General features: G+C 44.6%; 21 protein-coding genes. 15 read left to right on the top strand and 6 right to left on the bottom strand.

Annotated elements, in window-relative coordinates; translation table 11 throughout:
• Positions 1–467: 467 nt before the first annotated feature.
• Positions 468–1,295 (bottom strand): MalM family protein, encoded by an 828-nt coding sequence (locus F0232_RS00355; RefSeq protein ID WP_105058478.1) that lies wholly within the window; start codon positions 1,293–1,295, stop codon positions 468–470.
• Between the two features lie 165 nt (positions 1,296–1,460).
• Positions 1,461–2,744 carry a maltoporin LamB gene (gene lamB / locus F0232_RS00350; RefSeq protein WP_171750652.1) on the bottom strand — a complete coding sequence of 428 codons (1,284 nt, stop codon included), beginning with the start codon at positions 2,742–2,744 and terminating at the stop codon, positions 1,461–1,463.
• Between the two features lie 434 nt (positions 2,745–3,178).
• Here lamB and glgX point away from each other — a divergent pair, with 434 nt between their 5' ends.
• The 3 genes from glgX (at position 3,179) to F0232_RS00335 (ending at position 8,019) form a co-directional block, all read left to right on the top strand.
• Positions 3,179–5,158 carry a glycogen debranching protein GlgX gene (gene glgX / locus F0232_RS00345; RefSeq protein WP_105058480.1) on the top strand — a complete coding sequence of 660 codons (1,980 nt, stop codon included), beginning with the start codon at positions 3,179–3,181 and terminating at the stop codon, positions 5,156–5,158.
• A 241-nt stretch (positions 5,159–5,399) separates the two neighbouring features.
• Positions 5,400–7,142 carry a diguanylate cyclase gene (locus F0232_RS00340; protein ID WP_105058481.1) on the top strand — a complete coding sequence of 581 codons (1,743 nt, stop codon included), beginning with the start codon at positions 5,400–5,402 and terminating at the stop codon, positions 7,140–7,142.
• A gap of 154 nt (positions 7,143–7,296) precedes the next feature.
• Positions 7,297–8,019: a tRNA (adenine(22)-N(1))-methyltransferase TrmK gene (locus F0232_RS00335; protein WP_105058853.1), complete on the top strand. Its 723-nt coding sequence runs from the start codon at positions 7,297–7,299 to the stop codon at positions 8,017–8,019.
• Positions 8,020–8,130: 111 nt separating this feature from the next.
• Here F0232_RS00335 and F0232_RS00330 read toward each other — a convergent pair whose 3' ends face one another.
• Complete coding sequence (locus F0232_RS00330) at positions 8,131–9,075, bottom strand: acyltransferase (protein WP_061032115.1); 945 nt, start codon at positions 9,073–9,075, stop codon at positions 8,131–8,133.
• Between the two features lie 333 nt (positions 9,076–9,408).
• On the opposite strand from F0232_RS00330, the gene F0232_RS00325 reads away from it, so the two are divergent.
• From F0232_RS00325 to F0232_RS00315, 3 genes are all read left to right on the top strand, one after another.
• Positions 9,409–10,209, top strand: a complete 801-nt coding sequence (locus tag F0232_RS00325) for a ferredoxin--NADP reductase (RefSeq protein ID WP_105058482.1) — start codon at positions 9,409–9,411, stop codon at positions 10,207–10,209.
• Between the two features lie 69 nt (positions 10,210–10,278).
• Complete coding sequence (locus F0232_RS00320) at positions 10,279–10,584, top strand: DUF1971 domain-containing protein (protein ID WP_171750651.1); 306 nt, start codon at positions 10,279–10,281, stop codon at positions 10,582–10,584.
• Between the two features lie 242 nt (positions 10,585–10,826).
• Entirely contained in the window at positions 10,827–11,822 is a 996-nt protein-coding gene (locus tag F0232_RS00315; protein ID WP_008215907.1) for a 2-hydroxyacid dehydrogenase, read from the top strand.
• Between the two features lie 98 nt (positions 11,823–11,920).
• Here the strand turns inward: F0232_RS00315 and F0232_RS00310 are convergent, their stop codons facing one another.
• The 3 genes from F0232_RS00310 to F0232_RS00300 all read right to left on the bottom strand — a co-directional run bounded on the left by F0232_RS00310 (position 11,921) and on the right by F0232_RS00300 (position 15,823).
• Positions 11,921–12,793 (bottom strand): patatin family protein, encoded by an 873-nt coding sequence (locus tag F0232_RS00310; protein WP_061032113.1) that lies wholly within the window; start codon positions 12,791–12,793, stop codon positions 11,921–11,923.
• A gap of 208 nt (positions 12,794–13,001) precedes the next feature.
• On the bottom strand, positions 13,002–14,453 hold the full coding sequence (locus F0232_RS00305; protein WP_061032112.1) for a catalase: 1,452 nt from the start codon (positions 14,451–14,453) through the stop codon (positions 13,002–13,004).
• 200 nt (positions 14,454–14,653) lie between these two features.
• A complete protein-coding gene (locus tag F0232_RS00300; RefSeq protein WP_105058483.1) occupies positions 14,654–15,823 on the bottom strand; it encodes a glycerate kinase in 1,170 nt (389 codons plus the stop codon).
• 427 nt (positions 15,824–16,250) lie between these two features.
• Here F0232_RS00300 and yiaK point away from each other — a divergent pair, with 427 nt between their 5' ends.
• The 9 genes from yiaK to F0232_RS00255 all read left to right on the top strand — a co-directional run bounded on the left by yiaK (position 16,251) and on the right by F0232_RS00255 (position 24,337).
• The gene (yiaK, locus tag F0232_RS00295; protein ID WP_061032110.1) at positions 16,251–17,252 is read left to right on the top strand and encodes a 3-dehydro-L-gulonate 2-dehydrogenase; all 1,002 of its coding nucleotides are present in this window, start codon (positions 16,251–16,253) and stop codon (positions 17,250–17,252) included.
• A gap of 24 nt (positions 17,253–17,276) precedes the next feature.
• A complete protein-coding gene (locus F0232_RS00290; protein WP_061032109.1) occupies positions 17,277–17,765 on the top strand; it encodes a TRAP transporter small permease in 489 nt (162 codons plus the stop codon).
• Entirely contained in the window at positions 17,765–19,045 is a 1,281-nt protein-coding gene (locus tag F0232_RS00285; RefSeq protein ID WP_061032108.1) for a TRAP transporter large permease subunit, read from the top strand. The genes F0232_RS00290 and F0232_RS00285 overlap by 1 nt, the downstream gene beginning before the upstream one ends.
• 21 nt (positions 19,046–19,066) lie before the next feature.
• Positions 19,067–20,041 (top strand): DctP family TRAP transporter solute-binding subunit, encoded by a 975-nt coding sequence (locus tag F0232_RS00280; RefSeq protein WP_061032107.1) that lies wholly within the window; start codon positions 19,067–19,069, stop codon positions 20,039–20,041.
• 102 nt (positions 20,042–20,143) lie between these two features.
• Positions 20,144–20,836, top strand: coding sequence for an L-ribulose-5-phosphate 4-epimerase (locus tag F0232_RS00275; protein WP_105058484.1), 693 nt, complete (start codon positions 20,144–20,146; stop codon positions 20,834–20,836).
• Between the two features lie 10 nt (positions 20,837–20,846).
• Positions 20,847–21,689: a Cof-type HAD-IIB family hydrolase gene (locus F0232_RS00270; RefSeq protein WP_105058485.1), complete on the top strand. Its 843-nt coding sequence runs from the start codon at positions 20,847–20,849 to the stop codon at positions 21,687–21,689.
• An 8-nt stretch (positions 21,690–21,697) separates the two neighbouring features.
• Entirely contained in the window at positions 21,698–22,186 is a 489-nt protein-coding gene (locus tag F0232_RS00265; RefSeq protein WP_105058486.1) for a YhcH/YjgK/YiaL family protein, read from the top strand.
• Positions 22,186–23,679, top strand: a complete 1,494-nt coding sequence (locus F0232_RS00260; RefSeq protein ID WP_105058487.1) for an FGGY-family carbohydrate kinase — start codon at positions 22,186–22,188, stop codon at positions 23,677–23,679. Before F0232_RS00265 ends, F0232_RS00260 begins: the two co-directional genes overlap by 1 nt.
• Positions 23,672–24,337: a 3-keto-L-gulonate-6-phosphate decarboxylase UlaD gene (locus F0232_RS00255; RefSeq protein ID WP_105058488.1), complete on the top strand. Its 666-nt coding sequence runs from the start codon at positions 23,672–23,674 to the stop codon at positions 24,335–24,337. Before F0232_RS00260 ends, F0232_RS00255 begins: the two co-directional genes overlap by 8 nt.
• The last annotated feature ends 5 nt before the right edge of the window (positions 24,338–24,342 follow it).

Here is a 24,342-nt window from a genome sequence, read left to right as displayed (position 1 = left end):
AGGTTCAAGTAACAGATAATAAAACAAGCGAAAGCTAGCCTTTGGGAGACGTCAGTCTCCCTTTTTTGTACCCAATAAACGCCAACCTAAGAAAGCCTTCTCCTAACACACATAAGTAACATTCAACCTTTAGTGATTGAGGAACCTTGTTGGCACTTGGTGAATATGAAGGCTTCTTTTTATTCACTTTCGGTTGCAGTTCCTGTACCCAGGATAAGCTTTCTTGAATCAAGTACATGAAATAGAGAAATGAGAGACGCTGTCTAGGCCAACGCCTACTTAATAGTAATCACGGATCCAAATGACATTGACCTACGTTAATCAGCTAGAGCGTTAGTGAATATCTATAAGCTCGCGTCTTCGAATCTCAAATATTTAACTAATTAAAGTATTTCATTTATCGCGGATAATAAAAAAGGACCCTATTAGGGTCCCTTCTCTTAAATCAGACTTTGTAATTGTATCTGCTACTTTTTATTAACTGCTTTTACAAAGACTTCTTGTGCGCCTTCAATGCCTAGTGCTTTCGCTTCGTCTAATAGACCCAAAGCTTTTGGAATATTGTCTGCTTCGACAGCGGCTTTGATTGCATTGTGGTAGTAAGTTTGTGTCTCTGGTTGAATCGCCTCAACCTTCGCGGCTGCCGCTGGCTTAGCGTTAGATTCACTGCTTGAACCAAATGAGAAGAAGCTTGGTTTATCAATCGTAACTTCTACTTTACCAACACTAGCGTTTGGAATTGGAATATCTTTAACTTCAGGTAGATAATTGCCACGCCCTTCTGCATCTAAACGAGCAGGGTGAATCACATCAGTAAAGCCACCGATGTCTTTCTGGTCTGTATAAACAACTAAGAAAACTGAGTCTTCAGTACGAGGAGGGAAGAACTCTTTTTCGGCAACAAGTCGATTACCCAGATGCATTCTAGGTTTCTTATATTCAAAGTCATCTTTACCATAACTTTCTAACTCTTTACCGTTTTTATCAAAGATCACTGCACGTGGGACAAATGCTGTATCTCCAATCAAACTTGAGATTGTTAATGAATACTCACCACGATTTGCTGGAAGTTCAACAGCAACCACAGGGCTATTAATAGATTGATAGTTTAGGTGTTGGCTTTCTGGCGTTACATCAAAAACTACAGAACTAGGTAGTTTCATTGCTGCAAATTGAAGAGCAGCAATAGAGTTAACTTGTTCAGCTTGTGCCACTTGCACTTGCTCAACTACTTGTGCAGATTGACAACCGGCCAACGCAACACAGCCACTCAACATTAGAGCTTTAAAATACATAACTCTTCCTTCTTGTTATTTTTTTAAGAAATTTACTAACTTTAATTACCACAAAGAAAACTATTTACCTAGGGAACGATCTGCTTAATCGTACATTCCTTAAAAAAATAGCCGACGCAAGCCGGCTATGAATTAGGACAGTTTAGGATTGGTTACGCTAGGTGATTACCACCAAGCTTCTACTTGGATACCAGCTACGTATTCAGTATCTTCGTTTGTACCGAATGCGTTGTCATTTTCAGTATCTAGGATGTACGAACCGTAAACACGGATTTCAGGACGAGCCCAGAAGCTGTCACCCATTGCCCAAGCTTGAGCTACTGTGAATTTAGCGTTACCAAAGTCTTCTACACCAGTACCTGCGCTGTTGATTTTCTCACCAGCGTTGTAGCCAGCTTCAAATACTGTACGCATTGTGTCGTTCCACTTGTACATTGGACGAGCTACTACAGAGTACTGATCAATATCTTGCTTAGATGCACCAATTTCAGAACCAGCTAGGTAAGCAAGTTGGTGACCCATTTCCCATGATTCGCCAAGGTTCATTACACCCCAGTTGATCAAACGGTAACCTGTTGCGTCATTTTGGTCGCCTGAGCGGTCGTAATATGCACCAGCACCCCAGAAGTTAGCAGCTTGAACACCGTAGCCGTTAGTACCGTACTGTAATACAGTTTGGTTAAAGCCATTGTCCATACCTTGGTGGATGATACCTGTTACTAATAGACCATCATCACCTTTAACAGATTGACCATCAGTCGAAGTAGCGAAGTTGTATGCCATTGCAACTTCTAGAGAAGCGTCAGACCAAAGGCCAATGTTAGCTAGGCGAACATCAGCAATGTAACCAGTTACGTCTTCAGATTCTTTACCAACAACACCCCAAGTTGGTGCGTCGCCAGGGTTAGTACCTGGAACCCAACCGTATTTATCTGTGTCAGACTCTTGAGAGCCATTATCTTGAATCAATGCTACCGATAGTTTCTGGTCGCCGATTGATAGGTTTTCAATACCACCACCAGTACCAGATGTGTTTAGAAAGTAGAAATCAGTGATGTGGATATCTTTACGTTGGTAGTATGTTTTACCAGCCCAGATAGTTGCTTCTTTATCTGAAGAGATTAGGCCTTTTGCCTTAACAGCAAACTGAGCAACGTTGAAGTCAGCATCTTCCCAACCATTCTCTCCAGGAGCACCAGAAGCGATCATAGACTCAAGGCGCCAAGTTTGCTCACCTGTTTTTAGCTCTTCAGAAAAACCAAACTCAGAGTAGTTGTCATTTTCGTTACCTAGACGACCAATACCGTTTTTATTAACAGATACATCACCAGAACCACTTGCGCTAATACCAGTACCAGCACGCATGTAACCATTAAAGTCAACAGCGAACGCAGAGCCAGCAGCTAGCGTAGTCGCCACTGCAGCAGCAATCAAACTTACTTTTTTCATTCTTAACTCCATTAAGGACGATTTATTTTAGGTTTTTATATTTTTGCTCTCTTGCGGCAACCAAAGGCAGTTATGGTAGTCGTAAGATAGAGAGGTTTAGGGTTTCCCCTGATTCGTTTCAACGGGGTCAATATTAAGAGGGGATGACAAGTTTGACTTCCTCCACCCCCAACTAAATTAAGGGGGACTAGAGGGGAGTAGAAAATATACAGAATGGTATTTTAAAGAGGTAGATCACTTAATCTAGGAGGAGTAGACAGCACGAAGATCTAATTATTCAGCATAAGTGAGATCTACTTCAAATATATAATTTGAACTTCATCGATCAATTATTTTTTTAACCGTAATTAATCTGTGAAGTTGCTTGACCTTACTGTGACAAAGCCTTTTACTAATAGTTCACTGATGTTGATAAACGAACAAGAAATCAAGCAATGACTAGAACGCTCGCTCGCCCTTATCCGCTAGGCGCAACGCTAGGTAACACTGGCTGCAACTTCTCTATTTATTCTCCTGACTGTAAATCTCTTTCACTCGCTCTTTTTGATGAGAACGAGGAGTTCACAACTTATAAATTGGACAATGAATACGCTGATATTCGATATGTATTTATCGAAGGTATTAAAGCGGGGCAAAAATACGGATTCATAGCAGAAACAGCTAATGGTCCAATATTACTTTCTGACCCTTATGCTAAAGCGATAAGTGAGCCGCTCCACTACACCACGCCTTATAGTAATGAGAAAAGCTTTGCGATGGCGAAATGTGTCGTTGTTGATGATACCTTCGACTGGCAAGGCGTGGAAAAGCCGCGAATTAGCCGCGAAGAGACCGTTCTATTTGAAACGCATGTTAAAGGCCTATCTCAACTTCACCCTGAAGTCGCAAGTAATATCAAAGGCCGTTACCTGGGGTTAGTCAGCCCTGAAATGCTTGCGTTCTACAAGCAACAAAACATCAACTCATTACAACTTTTGCCCATTGCGGCCTGCATGCACGAACCACACCTGCTTGATATGGATAAAGTGAACTATTGGGGCTACAACCCTTATTTGTTCATGGTGCCAGACCCTCGCTATGCAGAAAAAGACGCCGTAACTGAGCTCAAAACTGCGATTCGTGAACTGCACCGCAATGGTATCGAAGTGATCTTAGATGTGGTGTACAACCACACAGCAGAAGGCGGCGAAGGTGGCACAACCTTTAACTTAAAGGCACTAGATAGCCGAACTTACATCAAGCACGGCTGTCATTATGCAAACTTCACAGGCTGTGGAAACACCGTCGACCTTACCCACCAGCCAGCACTCAACCTCGTCATGGACACGCTTCGTTACTGGGTAAGCGAATTCCAAGTCGACGGCTTCCGTTTTGACTTGGCAGCCACACTGGGGCGCGAAGGTGACAACTACAACCCTGAGGCTGCTTTCTTTAAAGCCGTAGCTCAAGACCCTGTACTTAAAGAAACTAAGTTAATTGCAGAGCCGTGGGATATTGGCCCTAATGGTTATCAGGTGGGTAATTTCCCACTTGGTTGGAATGAATGTAATGACAAGCTGAGAGACATCACACGTAGTTTCTGGCGCGGTGATCAGGGTTACCTAAAAGAGTTTGCTACACGCCTAATGGGATCTCGTGATATCTACAGTGCAGCGCACTGGCCTTACAAACTCACCGTTAACTACATCACTTACCATGATGGCTTCACCATGCAAGACCTTGTCTCGTACAAGCACAAGCACAATGAAGAAAATGGTGAGAATAACCGCGATGGGCATGGTGATAACCGTTCTGAAAACTACGGTGTAGAGGGTGAAACCGAAAACCTCTTGGTTATCGCGACTCGTGAAAAGCAGAAACGTAACTTCATGGCGAGCCTGCTGTTTGCTTTCGGTATTCCACACATTCTGACAGCAGACGTGTTATCTCATACTCAAAAGGGTAACAATAACGCTTACTGCCAAGATAGTGATACGAGTTGGCTGAACTGGGAAGATTCAGAGCGCAAGACCTACTTCAAAACTTGGCTGTCAGAGATGATCGCCGCACGTCAGCAATACATGGTGCCTTTTATCCAGGCGTTCAGCGGCGAAAAACGTAACTCTAATCGCATCTTCTGGAGCCGTGTCGATGGCACGCTGATGGAGCATGATGATTGGAACCGTTTAAGCTCAGTAGCACTGCATCTTGGTATTGGTAAAGATGGCGATGAGCTGATTTATCTGATCAACCAAACCAACGCCCCAGCGCGTTTCAGCTTACCCAATGACCGTGAACAAAACTGGGTGACGATATGTGATACCAACCTGAGAAACGTAAAGCCAGGTCATGCCGAAGGGGAATTGCTGCTATCACCAACATCGATGGCGATTTTGCACTATTCGCCAAACAAAACTGAGTTAAGTGAAAGTTAAGCCTACTCAATAAAAAAGCAAAAACTATAAAAGCCAGTTATATTTTTAGCTGGCTTTTTTGTTAGCTGAATATCACAAAATTCATTCTTTTATATGGAATCATTTGCATTGATGTGATTAATAAAACTGTTTAGTATGGCCGTACTATAAAAATGAATCTATCACGTCTTTGGATATCATGGCTTTACCTAAAACACTTATTCGGCTTTTTAAACCATACATAATCTTATTAACCGGAGGAATGCTTTACCTCGCAGCAGCTCAATTAGAAAAAGTAGAGACCGCAGCAACCAACCAATCAGCATCAAACATTCGCATCGCAAGCGCGACTATTCGTTCCAACATAGAGGCCGTATTCGGTAAACTCTATTTCTTAGAAACCAGTCTGGGCATACCTAACGCCACCGACTTTAGCGACCAAAAATTTCGCGAACTTAGCGATAATATTCTAAAAAGAACACCGAACTTCTCCGATATCATTCGATACAAACCTAACTCCCAACATTATGTCTCCACTCGTGGTCTTCCTCTTTCCAATGAACAAATCACCACAATACAATGGCATTCAATAGACGGTGTTGTAGAAGATTTTTACATCTCTTCCGTTTACCAAAAAGCCGATGGACGATGGGTTTTCGCCGTTAAACACACTGCAGAAAAGCTCAACGAAGAAATCTGGATTGAGTTTGATTTAATGCATACCACGCAAGGTTTAAGAGATTTAAAAACGCTTAATAATGGCTATGTATTTGTTGTAGACAGAGCAACAGAGCGACTGGTATTCCACCCGGATCCACAGCGTATCGGTTCTAAGTCCATCAGCTTCCATGCAGGGATCAGCCACCAACTATCTCAAGGTGAATTGGCGGGCAAACATGAATACTACTATCAAGATAACTTCAAAATATCGGTATTTGACGCAGACAACAGCTTAAATTGGGTGTTCATTGCGGGCACTGATCGCCACGACATCTTAACCAGCTCACATCAATTTACGTTGACGGGCTTAGTACTGGGCTCACTCCTGCTATTGTGGATTGGTGCCAACTATCTGGCTTATCGTTTAAACGTCTCTTTGTCTCAACTCAACAAAATGGAAGACCTTGCGAGTTTTAAGCGCAAACTGAAATCAATTTTAGATAACTTTACCTACCACAAAGGTATTCAATTCTGTCTCTACCAACCAGAGAACCACTCATTCAGTACACTTGATTATCATGGAAACAAATCGACAGTGCATTGTGATAAATCGCTCTCTGAACGTTTTGTCGCAAACGCCATGGTTTATCGAAATGGTAAGGACGCCGATCCTCTCGCACGCAAACTAAAAATAGACCAACGTCACTACTGCATTCCTTTGTACTCACGTCAGCAATTGATTGCTGTGTTGTATGTGAATGCGCGCTTGCCGATCAGCCAGAGTATTCTGCGTATGATCAGAGATTACACCGAAGTCTCACTGTCTAACTTACTGCTTCAGCACCAGTTGAGTAGCAAGGACTTGATGACGCAATTAGACAATAAAAGTAGCTTTAATATTGCACTGGAAAACTACGCCAACCAACCTGAAACCTATATCGCTCTACTCGATATCGATAATTTTGACCACGTGAACCGTGCTTATGGTGAAGCTGTGGGTGACAAGATGATCAAGCTGACCGCAGAAGCACTACGCTCGTACTTTCCGAAGCCTAAAGGACTATGCCTTGCTCGTGTTGGAGGCAAAGAGTTCGCAGTATTATTTAAAGCAAACGGCGCCAACGACGCCAAGCTCCAACTAGACCAGTGCCGAATTGGCGTAGCAGAGAAAACTATTGTGACGCCAGACATCAGCCTCTCTTTAGGCGTAAGTGTCGGTTTTTCACAAATAGAGGGAGAGCCAGATACAGCTCTAGCACTGGCGGAGCAAGCAAAGCTTATTGCTCAACAGCTTGGAAAGAATCGAGTTGAAGGGCACATCAGGGCAGTTGCTAAAGCATCATAGGCAATAGCTAACGCACTCATATCGCACCGTTTGGTATGATACCGATAACAACAAAGCACCTAGGATTCATACCCTAGGTGCTTTTGTTTTTATGGAAAGTCATTACAATGCGCGTTCAACACGACAATACCCCTTTTCTAACGACACGAGCCTTATGAAGCTAAGTAACCGACTGCAAACTCTCCATTCCCTTGTCAGCAATGACTACCAACATATTTGGGACTGTTGTTGTGATCACGGCTTCTTGGGTGTTCAACTGTTGGCGGATAACAAAGCGCCGCAGATTCACTTTGTCGATATTGTTCCGTCTCTAATGAATGAACTGGAAGGCAAGCTAACACGTTACTTTCCCCAAGATAATTCAGAGCAACAAGCGGTTACCAGCCAATGGCAAGTCTACTGCATGGATGTCGCAGCGATTCCATTGGAAAAGCACACTGGCAGACATCTAGTCATTATCGCTGGTGTGGGTGGCGATCTAACTCAGAAACTAGTCGATGATATTCACCGTCAACACCCAAACAAAACGATCGATTTCTTACTCTGCCCTGTCCATCAGCAATTCGAATTGAGAAGCCATTTAAAGTCGCTCAAATTCGGCCTTATTGATGAAGTGCTAATTGAAGAGAACCGCCGTTACTACGAAATTTTATTGGTCACCAATAACTTAGGCGAAGCTGAACAGAGCCGATCGGTTAGTGAGATATCAAACGTGGGTGACAAGATCTGGGCGCCGAGTTGTGATGAACAAATGAAGGTATCTCAGCAGTACAAAGCCAAAACACTGCAGCACTACTTACGTATTCATCAAGGCCAAGAGAAGCAAGGTAAGCCCAGTGAAGTTAAACACATCATCGATGCGTACCAATCTATTTAACGGGAGTGTGCACTAACTCTCTCGCTTGCCTCTGAAAAAACCTAATTCAATAAAAAAGCCGATAGTTCAATGAACTATCGGCTCTTTTAATGCTATCGATTCAGTTTCAGCTTACTGTTCTTGTTTCTTATAAGCCACATCAGGCTCGTCAACTGTCTCAACCTCAGAAGGCTTATCAACCCCATAAACCGTATCAAGATAGGCGTCTTTCTCTTTCCAAGTGTTGTTCAACCAACTATGGAAACGACGTTTAAATGCCTTATCTTCAAAGTAGTTACCATTCACGTTCTCATCCATTGGGTGCAATTTAATACGCACAACGACCTTCGTCATTTTGCCCTTCAGCATATCTTCAAACGGAGAGGTTTGGTTTTCAGGGTAAGCTAGCGTCACATCCACTATGCCATCTAAGATTGGGCCCATTGCAGATAAAGCAAACGCCACGCCACCAGTTTTTGGCTTCAGTAGGTGACGGTAAGGGGTTTTCGCTGACGCCAGTTTCTCGTGGTTTGCACGAGTCCCTTCAACAAAGTTAACCAATGTTGTCGGTGCTAATTTGAACTTAGTACACGCTTTGTTGATTGCATTGAAGTCATCATTACGGCGTTCTGGGTTACGTAATAGGAACTCACGAGAGTGGCGTCTCATGAATGGCATATCTAAGCCCCAACACGCCAAGCCAACAAATGGTACGTACAACAATTCATGTTTCAAGAAGTACTTCGTCATCGGCATTTTGTCTTTTAGGATTGAAGACAAAATCACAATATCTGCCCAGCTTAGGTGGTTAGACATCATCAAATACCACTGCTTGGTCGAAATATCTTCCCCCCCTTCCACTTGCCATTCGATATCGTTATTGGCGTTCAACATCCATAAATTAAGAGAAGCCCAGCACCAGAATGTGAAGTTAGCTAAGCGAGTGCATGATTTTTGAACGACAGAGATTGGCAAAATAAGTTTGATTAGGGCAAACAGACTCACAGCCAATGCGGTGAATGCAGTATTAATGGTCACGAACAATACGTTCAAGGCCATACGAAGATTATCAAGCATAAAACACAGTTATATTGAGAACGAAAATCGCCATTATACGCATCTATAAATTATTCTCTTCAGTAATTGATTGAATATCCTAGGGGTCAAACCACTCAACCTATGCTAACGATGTTCAACCAGCGAAAGCCTATTAAAACGAAACCAAAAACACACAGATAAGTCATTTAGACATTATTGGTATGTTGTCTTTTTGACAACATTCGATCCAACAACCACCCTTCAAACCAGTATTGATAAGCATTCTCATTATTGGCATGATACATGCAACTCTAAAGTGTAAATAGTTGAGTATCCTTAATGAGATAACTTCTCTTCTTAAAGGTGGATGATATGACAGATATTCCTCATGGTTTAGTTACAGGCAAAGTCCTAAACAAAACAGAATGGACAGATCAATTGTTCTCACTCCAGGTTAGTGCACCGGTCTCTTCTTATCAGGCAGGTCAGTTTACTAAGCTTGGCTTGCTCAATAACGAAGGTGAGTTCGTGAGACGCGCTTATTCCATGGTGAATGCACCAGAGCATGAGCAAGGCCATCAACATCTAGAATTTTTGATTATTAAGGATCAGAACGGTCAGCTCTCGCCTCAGCTTCACGAACTGCAAGCTGGCGATGACATCTTTGTCGGCAAAGACCCAAGTGGTTTTATGACATTAGATGAGATCCCAGAGATCGTCGACGATCTATGGATGCTTTCAACCGGAACCGCGGTAGGTCCGTTTATCTCAATGCTTGAGAGCATTCAGATACAGCAGAATGAGTTGGCTTCATACAAAGCCTCTTCATTCAAAAACCTAGTTCTGGTGCATGCCGTCAGAACAGAGCAAGACCTCACTTATCGAGATCGTATCACTCAACTCGTTGATCACTTTCAAGGGAGACTTAAATATGTGCCAATTATTTCTAGAGAATCAGTTACCGGAACTTTGCGCGGACGAATCCCAAGTTTGTTACTTGGAGGCGACCTCGAGCAAGCTGCGTCTGTCACTTTCAATCAAACCCGCAGTTTCTTCTACCTTTGCGGCAATCCGCAAATGGTTCGTGACACAAGTGACGCGCTAACAAGTTTAGGTTTCGAAAAGCATCTACGCCGAAAGCCTGGTCAATTCAGCAGTGAAAATTACTGGTAAAGATAGGCCACCTAAAACACCGTGGTATCTATTTCAAAGCACAGTTAAAGTTAAAATAAGAGGTTTTATATGAGTCATTTACGTATTCCTTCTCACTGGAAAATTCAACGTTCAACACCGTTTTTCACTAAGGACAACATCCCAGCCGCATTGCTCAATCATCACAATACGGCTGAAGGCGTGTTTGGTCAGATCTGCGTAATGGAAGGCACAGTGACCTTCTATGGTTTTGCTGATGCTGAAGCAACAGAACCAGAAACCGTTATCACTATCGAAGCAGGGCAATTTGCCACCAGTCCACCTCAATATTGGCACCGAGTAGAGCTGAGTGACGACGCACAATTCAACATTAACTTCTGGTCAGAAAGCCGATAACGCAGTAGAAATGACCAGCAAACGCTGCCCGAAGGGTTCGAGCTGGGCGCCCCCGCAAAAAGCGTTTTACTCTTTGTTGAGGGGGATTTACTTAGAGTGACTAGGCTACTTCCCCCTCGCCGCGATTAAAACGCTTTTATCTCGAACAAAATTTAACCACGAAAGGTCAACACGCCCTAGCTTTAACCCCTTATCAAATAAACATAATTGGGGTATTCATTTTTTAGGTAAGAGAGGAAGCCATGCTCAACATTGCTTTTTTTAGCTCAAAATCATATGACGAAAAATCATTCAACCTTGCGAAAGGCGAACTCAACGCTGAGTTTCATTTCCATGATTTTCGCCTCACCACAACCACAGCGAAAATGGCGCACGACAACGAAGTGGTTTGTGCGTTTGTAAACGACGACCTATCACGAGAAGTGCTGGAGATTCTTGCACAAGGCGGCACCAAGCTGATTGCAATGCGTTGTGCAGGCTTTGATAAAGTCGACCTAGACGCAGCCAAAGAGCTTGGCCTGCAAGTGGTTCGCGTTCCTGCTTATTCACCAGAGTCGGTAGCAGAGCACACTGTCGGCATGATGATGTGTTTGAACCGTAAACTTCACAAGGCATACCAACGCACTCGTGATGCAAACTTCTCTCTAGAAGGCTTGGTTGGCTTTAACTTTTACGGCAAAACTGTAGGTGTAATTGGTTCCGGTAAAATTGGCCTAGCGACCATGCGTATTCTGAAAGGCTTGGGCATGAACATCCTATGTTACGACCCATACCCAAACCCACTAGCCGTTGAGCTAGGTGCTAAATATGTAGAGCTAGACGAGCTTTACAAAGAGTCTGATGTGATTTCTCTGCACTGCCCGATGAGTAAAGAGAACTATCACCTATTAGACGCGACTGCATTCGAGAAGATGAAAGATGGCGTGATGATCGTCAACACAAGCCGTGGTGAACTACTGGATTCCACAGCTGCTATCGAAGCGCTTAAACAGAGCAAGATCGGTGCGCTTGGGCTTGATGTTTACGACAACGAGAAAGAGCTGTTCTTCCAAGACAAATCAAATGACGTGATTGTTGATGACGTGTTCCGCCGTCTATCGGCTTGTCATAACGTGCTGTTCACTGGCCACCAAGCTTTCTTGACCAAAGATGCTCTGTTCAACATTGCTAATACAACCCTAACCAGTGTTGACGCTTTTTTTGCAGGCAACACAAGCGGCAATGAGCTTGTTCAATAACGGACTGAGTTAAAACAAACTCGCTCTACAAATATAAAGCCACGCTATCCCTAGTGAACAGCGTGGCTTTTTGGTTTATGCCTGTATCGTAGACAGAATTAGATGCAAAAGTGGCAGTCCTCGATATCTAAGCCATAGGTCCCTTTACGAATCGCTAAGTGTTCTTCCCCTGCTTTCAAGCCCATCTGATAGCCTGCATCTAAGATGTTTTGATCCATAGTGAGTCGCTTAACTGCGAACGTTTCCGGTGGCGCAATCACCTTGATAGTCGCATCTTTTGGAGGGTTACGAATGAACTCCAAAGATTGGTTATAGTTTTCGGCACGCACCGCCATCGACTCTGCAATGTTAGGGAATTTCTTTAACAGCTTTTTCAGCATCCATTGATACTTCTGCGGCTTCATTCGGTAGCTCAGTGGGTGAGAAAGAATCACGGTAATATCGCGCGCACCACGGCGATAAGCTTCACGAACTGGGATTGAATCTGCAACACCACCATCGGTATAGCAACCACCAGAGAAACACGGTGTTTCACGGTAAGCGATAGGTAAAGCCGTTGTTGCTTCAACCACATTCGAGAGGTTTTCTGGCTTGATGTGATAATAGTCTGCACTGCCTGTGTCGACATTAGTCACCGCGGCAATCAGTGGAATGCTTGAAAATAGCTCTCCACAATCCAGTGGGTAACGTTGATTTGATTCATTCCATAACCACTTCACGTCAACCAAGTTACCACCTTTAGCGAAGCGGGCTGGGTTAAAGAAAGTTTTATCAGTCGCCATCGTGGTAATCACACCGTAGCTACGCTTTGGCGCTTGAGATAAGTAACCAACCAAATTAGACACACCCGCAGATACACCAATCGCAAAATCATAAGGACGAAAATCGTCTTGCATAAAGGCGTCTAATACTCCGGCTGCAAAGATGCCTCTCATTGCCCCACCTTCAACGATTAATGCACTTTTACTCATCTCAAACTCTACTACTTTATAAACTGATAGCCGTAGGATAATCCCACCCAAATCATAAAGATAATGGGCATAATTTATTACTTCGATAGGGAAAAACTATCGTTAGGTAATTGTCTAAGATTCAATAGTTTACTTATACCAATGATATAAAAAAGGCCATTGAGTGATTAACTCAACGGCCTTTCATTTAACTAATCAAGCTTATTGATTACGAATTAAATTCGCTTACATCGATTTCAAGCAGTTTACCAATGCCTTCGCCGTATGCTGGATCGGCTTTGTAACAGTGTCTTAAGTGACGCAGTTGAATCTCTTTAGGCACGCCGCCTAGGTTACGAGCTGTGTTATCAAACAGAATCGCTTGTTGTTCTGCAGTCATTAAGCGGAACAGATCACCCGGTTGTGAGAAGTAATCTTCATCTTCACGGTGGTCCCAGTGTGCTGCCGCACCATCAAGGTTTAATGCTGGCTCAGCAAAGTCTGGTTGTTCTGCCCATTGGCCTTCATTGTTTGGCTCATAACCTAATGTGCCACCAAAGTTACCATCTACTCGCATCGCACCGTCACGGTGGTAGCTGTGGACAGGGCAACGAGGGGCGTTCACCGGAATATGCTGATGGTTCACACCCAAACGGTAGCGCTGCGCATCACCGTAAGCAAACAAGCGACCTTGTAGCATTCTGTCTGGAGAGAAACTGATACCCGGAACCACGTTTGCAGGGTTGAATGCAGACTGCTCAACTTCAGCGAAGAAGTTTTGCGGGTTACGGTTCAATTCAAACTCACCCACTTCAATCAATGGGTAATCTGCGTGTGGCCAGATCTTAGTTAGATCGAATGGGTTGTAAGGTACTTTCGCTGCGTCCGCTTCTGGCATCACTTGAACTTTAAGTGTCCATTTCGGGAAGTCTTGGTTATCGATGCTTTCTAGCAGATCACGTTGGTGACTTTCACGATCTTCGCCGATCAGCTTCGCTGCTTCAGCATCCGACAAGTTCTTAATACCTTGCTGAGATTTGAAGTGGAATTTAACCCAGAAACGCTCATTGTCACTGTTGATAAAGCTGAATGTGTGGCTACCAAAACCGTGCATGTGGCGGTAAGTCGCAGGGATACCACGATCACTCATTACGATAGTGATTTGGTGAAGCGCTTCAGGTAAAGAAGTCCAGAAATCCCAGTTGTTCTTCGCGCTACGCATGTTAGTGCGTGGGTCGCGTTTCACCGCGTGGTTTAGGTCTGGGAATTTAAGAGGATCACGTAAGAAGAACACAGGCGTGTTGTTACCCACCATATCCCAGTTACCTTCTTCGGTATAGAATTTCAATGCAAAACCACGGATATCACGCTCTGCGTCAGCCGCGCCACGCTCGCCAGCTACGGTCGTAAAACGTGCAAACAAGTCGGTTTTCTTGCCAACTTCAGAGAACAGTTTCGCCTTCGTGTATTTGGTAATATCGTGGGTCACGGTAAATGTACCGTAAGCACCTGAGCCTTTTGCGTGCATGCGACGCTCTGGAATCACTTCACGATCAAAGTGAGCCAATTTCTCTAAAAACCAAACATCTTGTAGAAGCTGTGGGCCACGTTTGCCCGCCGTTTGAACATTCTGGTTATGAGCAACAGGACAACCCGCAGCTGTAGTTAGTTTTTTACTCATGGTCTATTCCTTAAGGTAAAAGATATCGCATCGTTGCCACATCTTAGATTTAAGTGGATTCAATACTTTAAAAACCACTAAAATAATATGGATAAAGAATAGACCTGAGTGACCAGAAAATATAATCGTTTATATTTATCGTTGCTATCTATAAAACCTATCGAACAGGTGAGTTAACTAAGCCTTTGTATCACCGAACTTTATTTAAGAATTGCATGACCTAACTTCAGCGTTGATGCGATGTTTCTTGCGGTTCTGGTTAGATTCAATTCGGCTTCTTGCAGCACTTGTTCAAGAGGCTGGGGAGCACGTACAGTTCCGAATAGACTGGCCATTTCACCATACAAAGCCTCAACTTGAGTACCCAAAGAGCCAGCTATCCCAATCGTGGGAATACCTTGTAAACTAGCTCGTTTAGCAATCCCATAAGGTGTTTTTCCTTGTAGAGTTTGATTGTCCATCTGCCCTTCCCCCGTAATCACAAGGTCAGCACCTTTCAATACCTCATCAGCTTGTAATACATCAAGCACCATCTCAATGCCCGGTTTGATCTGCATGTTGAATAGCAAACTCAGCCCCATCGGTGTGCCACCAGCAGCGCCATAACCAGCACGGCTGTGAACGGGTTCATCGCCACTAACACACCCCTGCGTTTCAGCGATTTGAGCAAAATTCGCAAGCGCTTTATCCAGCATCACAACTTGTTCTGGGCTTGCGCCTTTTTGTGGGCCGAATATATGACTGGCACCGTCTTCACCACACAGCGGATTATCGACATCGCATGCGACAATCAATTCGATATCAGCACAGCGTGAATCTAGACCTGTTAGATCAATAGATGTTAATTCCGCTAACGCAGCACCACCTCGGCTGAGCTCATGTCCTTTACTATTGAGCAACTTCCCCCCTAACACTTGAACAATCCCCGCGCCGCCATCGTTGGTTGCACTGCCACCTAAGCCAAGAATGATTGTTTGAGCGCCCTGCTTCATCGCTTCTAAAATGAGCTGACCTGTACCGTATGAAGAAGCCACCAACGGATCACGCAGCTCTGGTGCGACTAAATCCAACCCAGATGCCGCCGCTATCTCAATCAGTGCGGTTTTGTTTGGATTACGCTCTGAAGGTTCAAGCATGGCCCATTCTGCGTTTACAAGTTCACCCAACGGCCCTTCAACCTGAGTTACTCGCTTTTTCCCTGCTAAACCTTGTAGCAAAACATCAACCGTGCCCTCACCGCCATCGGCCAAAGGCAAGGTCACGTAATCCGCGTCGGGGAAGACTTCACGAAAACCTTTTTCAATACACGCCGCCACCGATACAGCCGATAAAGATTCTTTAAACGAGTCTGGTGCAATAACAATTTTCATAAAAGCTGACTCCAACACTTAACGAGGGTCTACCAAAAAACAATTCCAAAACAACAAAACCACTATATAGAAGAGGAGCCAACTGTGCGCATTTCCGTCTCTGAATTTGACCGCTCACTCAGATTTCAACACCACTATTTTATATTCAGTAAAGTTACGGTTTGCTCAAATTCCATAATTTGACAAGTTTATTCCCGCTAAATTATCGGATTTCATTCGATTTAGTCTTGGAAACCTGATCCTGGGCACGCTTTTTGTTCCGTATTATGGAATTAAAAAATCTTTTTGTTTCATTTTTTAACTCGTTAACAGTTATTAGAGAAAAACTTAATAAGAAAATAAAGCGCCACTTTGCTCACAGTATTAATTTGGAATCTCAACAATAATTCATTCCGCATTATGGAATTTAACTTATCGGAGAACAGAGATGCCTTTAGTATCCACTGAAAAACTACAACAAGAATATGAACGAATCCTACTAGCTCGAGACATGAAACCAGAGATGGCGACCAAGCTTGCCGCGGGTTTTGTTGAGATGGCTAATGAGGGTACTTATTCGCACGGCATCAACCGTTTCCCAGTGTTCATTGACCAAGTAGACAAAGGTCAAATCAAGCTTAACGCAGAGCCTGAATGTGTGAACAGCATGGGGGCACTTGAGCAATGGGATTGTAATTTTGGCCCTGGCGTACTCAACGGTCTTATCTGTGCTGAACGTGCAATGGAACTGGCTCGTGACTACGGTATCGGCATGGTGGGTATGCGTAACTCAAACCATTGGATGCGTGGCGGTGCATACGTTCTGAAAATGGCTCGTGAAGGCTTTGCAGGTATCGCATCAACAAACTCTATTGCAGTAATGCCAGCTTGGGGTGGTAAAGATCACCGCGTTGGTTCTAACCCTCTGATCATGGCGATCGCAGGCGATCCACCAGTTGTAGTTGACTGCTCAATGACACAATTCTCATACGGCCAACTACAAAACTTCGTACTTGCAGACAAAGAACTTCCTGTTGTGGGTGGCTTCGACAACGAAGGCAACCTAACCAAAGACCCACACGTACTTTGGGAAAACAAACGTCTACTGCCAATGGGTTTCTGGAAAGGCTCTTCAATGGCAATCGTGCTAGACATGATGCTAACCGCAATCACTGGTGGTAACTCAGTTCCAGCACTAACAGAAGACATGGGCGGCGAATTCGGCGTTTCGCAATTCCTTATCGCAATTGACCTAAGCAAAACAATGGGTGAAGGCCAATACGCACAAGAGATGAAGCGCATCCGTGACTACGTACTGGCATCAGAGCCAGCAGAAACAGGTTCAGTAATGATTGCAGGTTCTGAAATTCAGAACTTCATCGACAAGCACGCAGCGGCTGGCGGTATTGAAATCAACGATGGAATCTGGGACCAAATTACGTCTCTGTAATTAGCCTGAGGTGGGGAAAGCTTTATGCAAAGTGTATTTAAGAGTATTTGGAAAAGTATCGACGTCATCATGGCCGTTATTCTGACTTGTATGATTGTACTGGTCTTCACAAACGTAGTGCTGCGTTACGGCTTTTCCTCTGGTCTTCGTCCCTCTGTAGAACTATCTCGCCTTGGTCTTGTATGGATTGTGATGCTCGGTGCAGCCGTTGTGCTGCGCCGAGGTGAGCACCTCGCTGTTGCGGAATTTTCTGAACGACTTTTCCCTAAAGCAGTGCCCGTACTAAGACGAATTTGTTGGGTGGTAGTACTGATTTCAGTCGGCATGCTTTACATCGGTTCTTACCGTCAAATGATGTCCAACTGGTCAGATATTTCTCAACTTACAGGGCTTCCTTCAGCATTATTTTATTTAGCTGGCGTGGTGTCAGGCGTGTTAATGGGTGTGATTGCGTTTGTTCGAATCTTCAACCCTGACTGGCAACTAGATAGCTTAGAAGAGGAGAAAGAATAATGACGTTAGCCATTTTCTTATCGGTATTGATTGTCTCAATCTTACTTGGTCTTCCTGTTGCGTTTGCATTGTTATTGTCTTCAATGGCACTGATGCTGCACATGGATTTCTTTAGTGCGGACATTCTTGCGCAGTCTTTAATTAATGGTGTCGACAGCTTTACGCTACTCGCTATCCCATTCTTCCTAATTGCTGGTGAAGTAATGGCGTCGGGCGGCTTGTCACAACGTATTGTTCGACTAGCTACTACGTATGTTGGTCACCGCCAAGGTGGCTTAGGTTACGTAGCCATCATGACTTCGGTTCTACTTGCCGGCCTTTCAGGTTCTGCGGTAGCAGATGCAGCAGCATTGGTAAGTATCCTTTACCCAATGATGAAAGCAGCAAAATACCCAGAAGCACCATCAATGGGTTTGCTCGCTTCAGGCGGCATCATCGCCCCGGTTATACCACCTTCAATCCCACTTATCTTAGTTGGTGTTGCTGGAGGTATTTCAATTAAAAACCTTTTCCTAGGCGGTATTGTTCCTGGCCTATTGATGGGTATGACATTGATGTTTGTGTGGCGCATGACGGTTCGCAAAGAAAACTTAGCAACCTCTGAGCGCGCAACCAAAGCAGAAAAACGCGCAGCACTTAAAGATGGTATCTGGGCTCTGTTCTTGCCTGTCATCATCATTGTGGGCATCCGTTTCGGCATCTTTACCCCAACAGAGGCGGCGGTTGTTGCAGCAGCGTACGCAATCTTCATCTCAACATTTGTTTATAAAGAGCTAACGCTAAAGAGCTTCTACCACATTGTACTTAATGCGGGCCGCTCTACAGCAATGGTTATGTTCTTGGTTGGCTGTGCCATGGTGGCAGCTTGGCTAATTACTGTCGCTCAATTACCACAACAGCTTGCTGAAATGTTAGGTCCACTGGTCGATAGTCCTCGACTACTAATGGCCGTAATTATGCTGCTTGTTCTGTGTGTTGGCATGGTGATGGATTTAAGCCCGACCATTCTAATTCTGGTTCCGCTACTGATGCCTGTTATCAAAATGGCTGGAATCGACCCAACTTACTTTGGCCTGTTGTTCGTTATCAACTGTTCAATTGGTCTGATTACGCCTCCAGTAGGCACCGTACTAAACGTAGTGTGTGGTGTAGCTCGAGTGCCAATGTCGACTGCTGTGAAAGGCGTACTACCCTTCATTGCTGCATACATGGCCCTACTCACACTGTTTGTCATCTTCCCTAGCATTATCACTGTGCCAATGTCGTATGTCATTGGTTAATCCTCGACGGAGAAAATAATAATGAAAACCCTACTAAAAATGACTCTACTTGCTTCAACCATCGCGATGAGCGCTAACACGTTTGCTGCAACAACTCTAAAGCTTGCACACGCTGCACCTGAGTCTGACCTGCAACAAGATCTATCTCTTTTCTTTAAGAAAGAAGTAGAAGCTCGTTCAAATGGCGAAATCAAAGTCAACGTATACCCTCAAGGTCAGTTAGGCAGTGATAAGCAGATGATCGACGGTTCTCGTGCTGGCATCGTTGATTTAACGATGGTTGGTTTGAACAACTACAACGGCCTGATGCCTGAATCAGCAGCGTTCACTCTGCCGTTCATGTTCCCAGATCGCCAAACGGCATACAAAGTACTGGACGGTGAACCGGGTAAAGAAGTGCTAACTAACTTCGAGAAATTCGGTCTGAAAGGTCTTGGTTTCCCAGAGAACGGTTACCGCAACATGACCAACAACGAAAAACCTATTCGTGTTCCTTCTGATGTTGAAGGTCTGCAAATGCGTGTAAACGGCTCTAAAGCACTGAACGATATGTTCAACGAGCTAGGTGCTAACCCACAACAGCTACCAGTTTCTGAACTATACACAGCACTTGAAACGGGCGTTGTTGATTCACAGGACCACCCAATTCCAGTAACGCTGTCGTTCAAGTTTGACGAAGTACAAAAGTACCTAAGCCTGACACAGCACGCTTACTCACCGTTAGTTCTGACAATGAACCTACGCAAGTTCAACAAGCTAAGTGCTGAAGAACAAAAAATCATCGAAGAAGTATCGGCTGAAGCAGTCGCAATGCAACGTAAGCTAAGCGTTGAGAAAGAAGAACAAATGATTTCTCAGCTTGAAGCGAACGGTATGCAAGTTAACCGCGACGTTGATGGCAAAGCCTTCCAAGAAGCGATTCAACCAGTATGGAACGCATACATTGAGAAAAACGGTGATGTGATGATCAACAAGATCAAGGTTGCAGCTAAGTAAACCTAAAGCACATCAATCGATGAAGGCTGCCCAGCCTATCCACTGAGGCAGCCTTAATTTCCATCCTTCTGACTTCTACTTATTGAACATTGGCAAATCACTATGTACCAAGAATTAAAAGAACGCGTTCTCGCAGCTAACTTACAACTTCCTAAATACGGCCTTGTGACTTTCACTTGGGGCAACGTCTCTGAAATCGACCGCGAGCGTGGTGTCATTGCGATTAAACCTTCTGGTGTTGAATACGATGTAATGACGGCAGACGATATTGTAGTTGTCGACCTTGAAGGCAACCGTATTGAAGGGACAATGAACCCATCTAGCGATACCGCAACTCACATTGAACTCTACAAAGCGTTTCCATCAATTGGCGGCATTGTTCATACGCACTCTCGCAACGCGACGATTTGGGCTCAAGCAGGCCGAGATATTCCAGCACTAGGTACCACACATGCTGACTACTTCTACGGCGATGTACCTTGTACCCGACTCCTTACCAAAGCAGAAATTGAATCTGAATACGAGAAAAACACAGGTCTTGTGATCATCGAAGAGTTCAACCAACGCGATATTGATCCGCAAGCAATGCCAGGTGCAATCATTGCCGGTCATGCCCCCTTTACTTGGGGTAAAGATGGTTCAGATGCTGTCCACAACGCTGTTGTGATGGAAGAGATCGCAGCAATGGCAACCGCAACTCGCTCAATCAGCCCAGAGGTCGCGATTCAACCTGAACTGCTTGATAAGCACTACAACCGAAAACACGGCAAGAACTCATACTACGGACAGAAGTAAGGCCTCGCACATGCATACGTCATCACCGCTCAAGTCTGGTAAACATAAACTTCTAGCTCTCGATCTCGATGGAACAGTGCTCACCTCTCAGCACACCATCAGCCAAGAGTTAATCGACGCTATCAAGAGCATCGCAAAAGACACACATGTGGTGATAGTGACAGGCCGTCACCATGTTGCTGCTAAACCTTACTACGAACAGTTGGGTTTATCGACGCCGATCATTTGCTGTAACGGTACTTATATCTTTGATTACCAAACCAATACTGTTCTTGAAGAAAATGCCATCGACAAACAGATGGCAGCTGAATTTATCACGCTCTCGCAAACGCATGATCTCAAAATGGTGATGTATGTGCGTGACGCCATGCTCTACTCGAAAAGTCGTCCTATCGAATACATGGAAGCGCTACTTGAATGGTCTGAGACATTTCCACCAGCGAAACGTCCGGACATCCAGAAAGTAGACAACTTCCATCATGAAGCCACTGCGTCTGAGTACGTTTGGAAATTTGTTGTCGAGGGAGAAGTCGACCAATTCGCCAAACTTCCATTTGTCCAAGATCACTTTAATGGCGAGCGTTCTTGGATCGATCGCGTTGATTTCGCAGCGAAAGGAAACAGCAAAGGCAATGCGCTTACTCGTTACATCGAGCCACTAGGCATCCGCCTTGAAGAGTGTGTCGCTGTTGGTGATAACCACAACGATATCTCGATGCTGCAAGCCGCAGGTCTCGGCGTAGCTATGGACAATGCCGACGACACCGTTAAAAACACCGCAGACCTTGTCACAGACAAAAATAACGATGACAAGACAGGGCTCGCTGAGCTTTTAAGCCGCTTATTTAAATAGAGAATTTTATGCTAGTCGGAAATACTCATCCTTCTAAATTTACCCGAAGCTACCCAGTCGCTGTTCAAAATGTACTTGAGCATATCAACAGCCTAGATACTGATGCTCTAGCGATTGGCCGCCACACCTTACCTGGTTTTGATGCAGACCAAGCTTGGTTCGTTGTACTGGAATACAAAAAAGAACCACTCGCATGCTTTAAGCCAGAAGTACATAAGCACTACTCAGATCTACAAATTGTACTTAAAGGTTCAGAGATCATGGCTTGGTCTAAAGACACAGGCGACCACAAGCTCGCAGAACCTTACAACGAACAGAGAGATCTGCAGTTTTATGAGTTCGAAGGTGTTGAACTGAACTTTATCCATGCCAAACCGCAACAGTTCTATCTCTTCACACCCGATACCGTTCATATCACTAACATTGAAAATGACGACAGCTCGATTGTTAGAAAGTTGGTGGTGAAAATTCACAATGACTTACTGGATGCCAAATAATGAATTACTACATCGGAATTGATTCTGGCGGTACCTTTATGAAAGCCGCTCTGTTCAATGCCAAGGGCGAACAGCAAGGCTTGGCTCGTGTCTCAGCGAGCGTCATTAACGAAAAGCAAGGTTGGGTAGAACGCGACCTAGACGCGCTGTGGGGTAACGCTGTCGCCGTGATTAAACAGCTACTTGAAACAACACAGGTTGAGCCAACAGACATCAAAGGCTTAAGCATTTCAGCGCAAGGTAAAGGCGTCTACTTGCTAGACAAGCAGGGTAAAAACTTGGGCCACGGCATCATGTCGTCAGACTCTCGCTCGCTACCTATCGTTAAAGAATGGTTAGAGCAAGGCAAAGCACAAGAGATCTACCCAACCACATTGCAAACTCTGTGGACAGGTCACCCAGTATCGATTATTCGCTGGGTCAAAGAGAACGACCGTCAGCGCTACGACCAAATCGGAGCGGTCATGATGTCGCACGATTACCTACGTTATCGCTTAACGGGTGAAGTTGCCGCTGAACTGACCAATATTTCAGAAAGCAACTTCTTCAACTCCATTACTGGCGAATACGACAAAGCATTACTGAAAACCTTTGGTATTGAAGAGATCTGGGATGCGCTGCCACCGGTAGTAAAACCTCAGCAGCAAGCAGGCAAAATTACAGCCGCTATCGCTGAAGAAACAGGCCTTGCACTAGGCACTCCAGTCTTTGGTGGTCTATTTGATGTGGTTTCAACAGCCATCTGCTCTGGTATCAATTCATCAGAAGACACCTTGAATTATGTGATGGGCACTTGGGCAGTGACCTCAGGTATTTCCAAGCAAGTCACTCAAGAGACGCACAACTTTGTCTATGGCCACTATGCGGTCGATGGGGAATACATCATTCATGAAGCAAGCCCAACCTCAGCTGGTAACTATGAGTGGTTTGCTGACTACCTTGGTGAAGATGGCAAACTGGACCATGCTCAGAATCAAGCATTAGTCGATGCATTAGACCCGGCATCTAGCTCGGTCTACTTTGTGCCATTCCTTTATGGCTCAAACCAAGGCTTAGGGCTTAAATCTGGCTTCTACGGATTACAGTCTCACCACACCAAAAGTCACCTAATTCAAGCGATTTGGGAAGGGATTCTGTTCTGCCACAACCTTCATCTTGAACGTATGCGTCAGCGTTTCCCGAAAGCGGATGTGCTGAAAGTGACTGGCGGTCCTGCCTCCAGCCCAGTTTGGATGCAAATGCTGGCAGACCTTACCGGAATGACGGTTGAAGTCTCCGACGTAGATGAAACAGGGTCACTTGGCGCAGCCATGATGGCTATGGTTGGCGCTGGTGAATTTGCTTCTTTAGCAGAGTGCACGCAAAGCGTTACTCACTCAGCTTCTCGTGTTGAGCCGAACCCAGCAAACTACGAAAAATATCAGAAGAAATACAAGCACTACCAACGACTGGTTCAGTTGTTTAAACAATTTGAGGAAGAAATGGATGCCTAAGTCCTTACTAAAACCATCTAAGCCTTTGTTACAAATGGCGCTTGATGCTACGGATATTGATACCGCACTCGCGTCTATTGAGCATGTCGCAGACAAGCTCGACGTGATTGAAATCGGGACGATTCTGGCCTTTGCTCACGGCGTACACAGCGTAAGAATCCTGAGAGAAAAGTACCCAAACCACACTATCGTGTGCGATATGAAAATCACCGATGCGAGCGCCATTTTGACCCGTCTAGCAATGGAAGCAGGCGCAAACTGGGTAACCGTTAGCGCAGCCGCTCACATTGAGACTATCCGCTCAGCGAAGAAAGTCACTGACGAGTTTAACGGCGAAGTACAAATTGAACTGTACGGCCATTGGACGATGGATGACGCGCGCGCTTGGGTCGATATGGGTATTACGCAAGCAATTTATCACCGTTCACGCGATGCCGAACTGGCTGGTGTGAGCTGGACCGAAGAAGATTTGATAAAAATGCAGAAATTATCGGATATAGGAATTGAACTATCCATTACTGGTGGTATTGTGCCAGACGATCTGCATTTGTTTAAGAATCTGTCTGCAAAGTCATTTATTGCTGGCCGCGCTTTAGCCGGAAGCAATGGACGTGATATTGCAGAAAATTTCCATACTGAAATAGGTAAACACTGGTAGCACAT

Source organism: Vibrio sp. T3Y01 (assembly GCF_013114525.1).
Lineage (GTDB): Bacteria > Pseudomonadota > Gammaproteobacteria > Enterobacterales > Vibrionaceae > Vibrio > Vibrio chagasii_B.
This window is presented reverse-complemented; position numbering and strand designations above follow the sequence as displayed.

Coding starts and splice junctions, on each gene's coding strand:
- F0232_RS00355 (WP_105058478.1), bottom strand. CDS start 1,295: ATGTATTTTAAAGCTCTAATGTTGAGTGGCTGTGTTGCGTTGGCCGGT.
- lamB (WP_171750652.1), bottom strand. CDS start 2,744: ATGAAAAAAGTAAGTTTGATTGCTGCTGCAGTGGCGACTACGCTAGCT.
- glgX (WP_105058480.1), top strand. CDS start 3,179: ATGACTAGAACGCTCGCTCGCCCTTATCCGCTAGGCGCAACGCTAGGT.
- F0232_RS00340 (WP_105058481.1), top strand. CDS start 5,400: ATGCTTTACCTCGCAGCAGCTCAATTAGAAAAAGTAGAGACCGCAGCA.
- F0232_RS00335 (WP_105058853.1), top strand. CDS start 7,297: ATGAAGCTAAGTAACCGACTGCAAACTCTCCATTCCCTTGTCAGCAAT.
- F0232_RS00330 (WP_061032115.1), bottom strand. CDS start 9,075: ATGCTTGATAATCTTCGTATGGCCTTGAACGTATTGTTCGTGACCATT.
- F0232_RS00325 (WP_105058482.1), top strand. CDS start 9,409: ATGACAGATATTCCTCATGGTTTAGTTACAGGCAAAGTCCTAAACAAA.
- F0232_RS00320 (WP_171750651.1), top strand. CDS start 10,279: ATGAGTCATTTACGTATTCCTTCTCACTGGAAAATTCAACGTTCAACA.
- F0232_RS00315 (WP_008215907.1), top strand. CDS start 10,827: ATGCTCAACATTGCTTTTTTTAGCTCAAAATCATATGACGAAAAATCA.
- F0232_RS00310 (WP_061032113.1), bottom strand. CDS start 12,793: ATGAGTAAAAGTGCATTAATCGTTGAAGGTGGGGCAATGAGAGGCATC.
- F0232_RS00305 (WP_061032112.1), bottom strand. CDS start 14,453: ATGAGTAAAAAACTAACTACAGCTGCGGGTTGTCCTGTTGCTCATAAC.
- F0232_RS00300 (WP_105058483.1), bottom strand. CDS start 15,823: ATGAAAATTGTTATTGCACCAGACTCGTTTAAAGAATCTTTATCGGCT.
- yiaK (WP_061032110.1), top strand. CDS start 16,251: ATGCCTTTAGTATCCACTGAAAAACTACAACAAGAATATGAACGAATC.
- F0232_RS00290 (WP_061032109.1), top strand. CDS start 17,277: ATGCAAAGTGTATTTAAGAGTATTTGGAAAAGTATCGACGTCATCATG.
- F0232_RS00285 (WP_061032108.1), top strand. CDS start 17,765: ATGACGTTAGCCATTTTCTTATCGGTATTGATTGTCTCAATCTTACTT.
- F0232_RS00280 (WP_061032107.1), top strand. CDS start 19,067: ATGAAAACCCTACTAAAAATGACTCTACTTGCTTCAACCATCGCGATG.
- F0232_RS00275 (WP_105058484.1), top strand. CDS start 20,144: ATGTACCAAGAATTAAAAGAACGCGTTCTCGCAGCTAACTTACAACTT.
- F0232_RS00270 (WP_105058485.1), top strand. CDS start 20,847: ATGCATACGTCATCACCGCTCAAGTCTGGTAAACATAAACTTCTAGCT.
- F0232_RS00265 (WP_105058486.1), top strand. CDS start 21,698: ATGCTAGTCGGAAATACTCATCCTTCTAAATTTACCCGAAGCTACCCA.
- F0232_RS00260 (WP_105058487.1), top strand. CDS start 22,186: ATGAATTACTACATCGGAATTGATTCTGGCGGTACCTTTATGAAAGCC.
- F0232_RS00255 (WP_105058488.1), top strand. CDS start 23,672: ATGCCTAAGTCCTTACTAAAACCATCTAAGCCTTTGTTACAAATGGCG.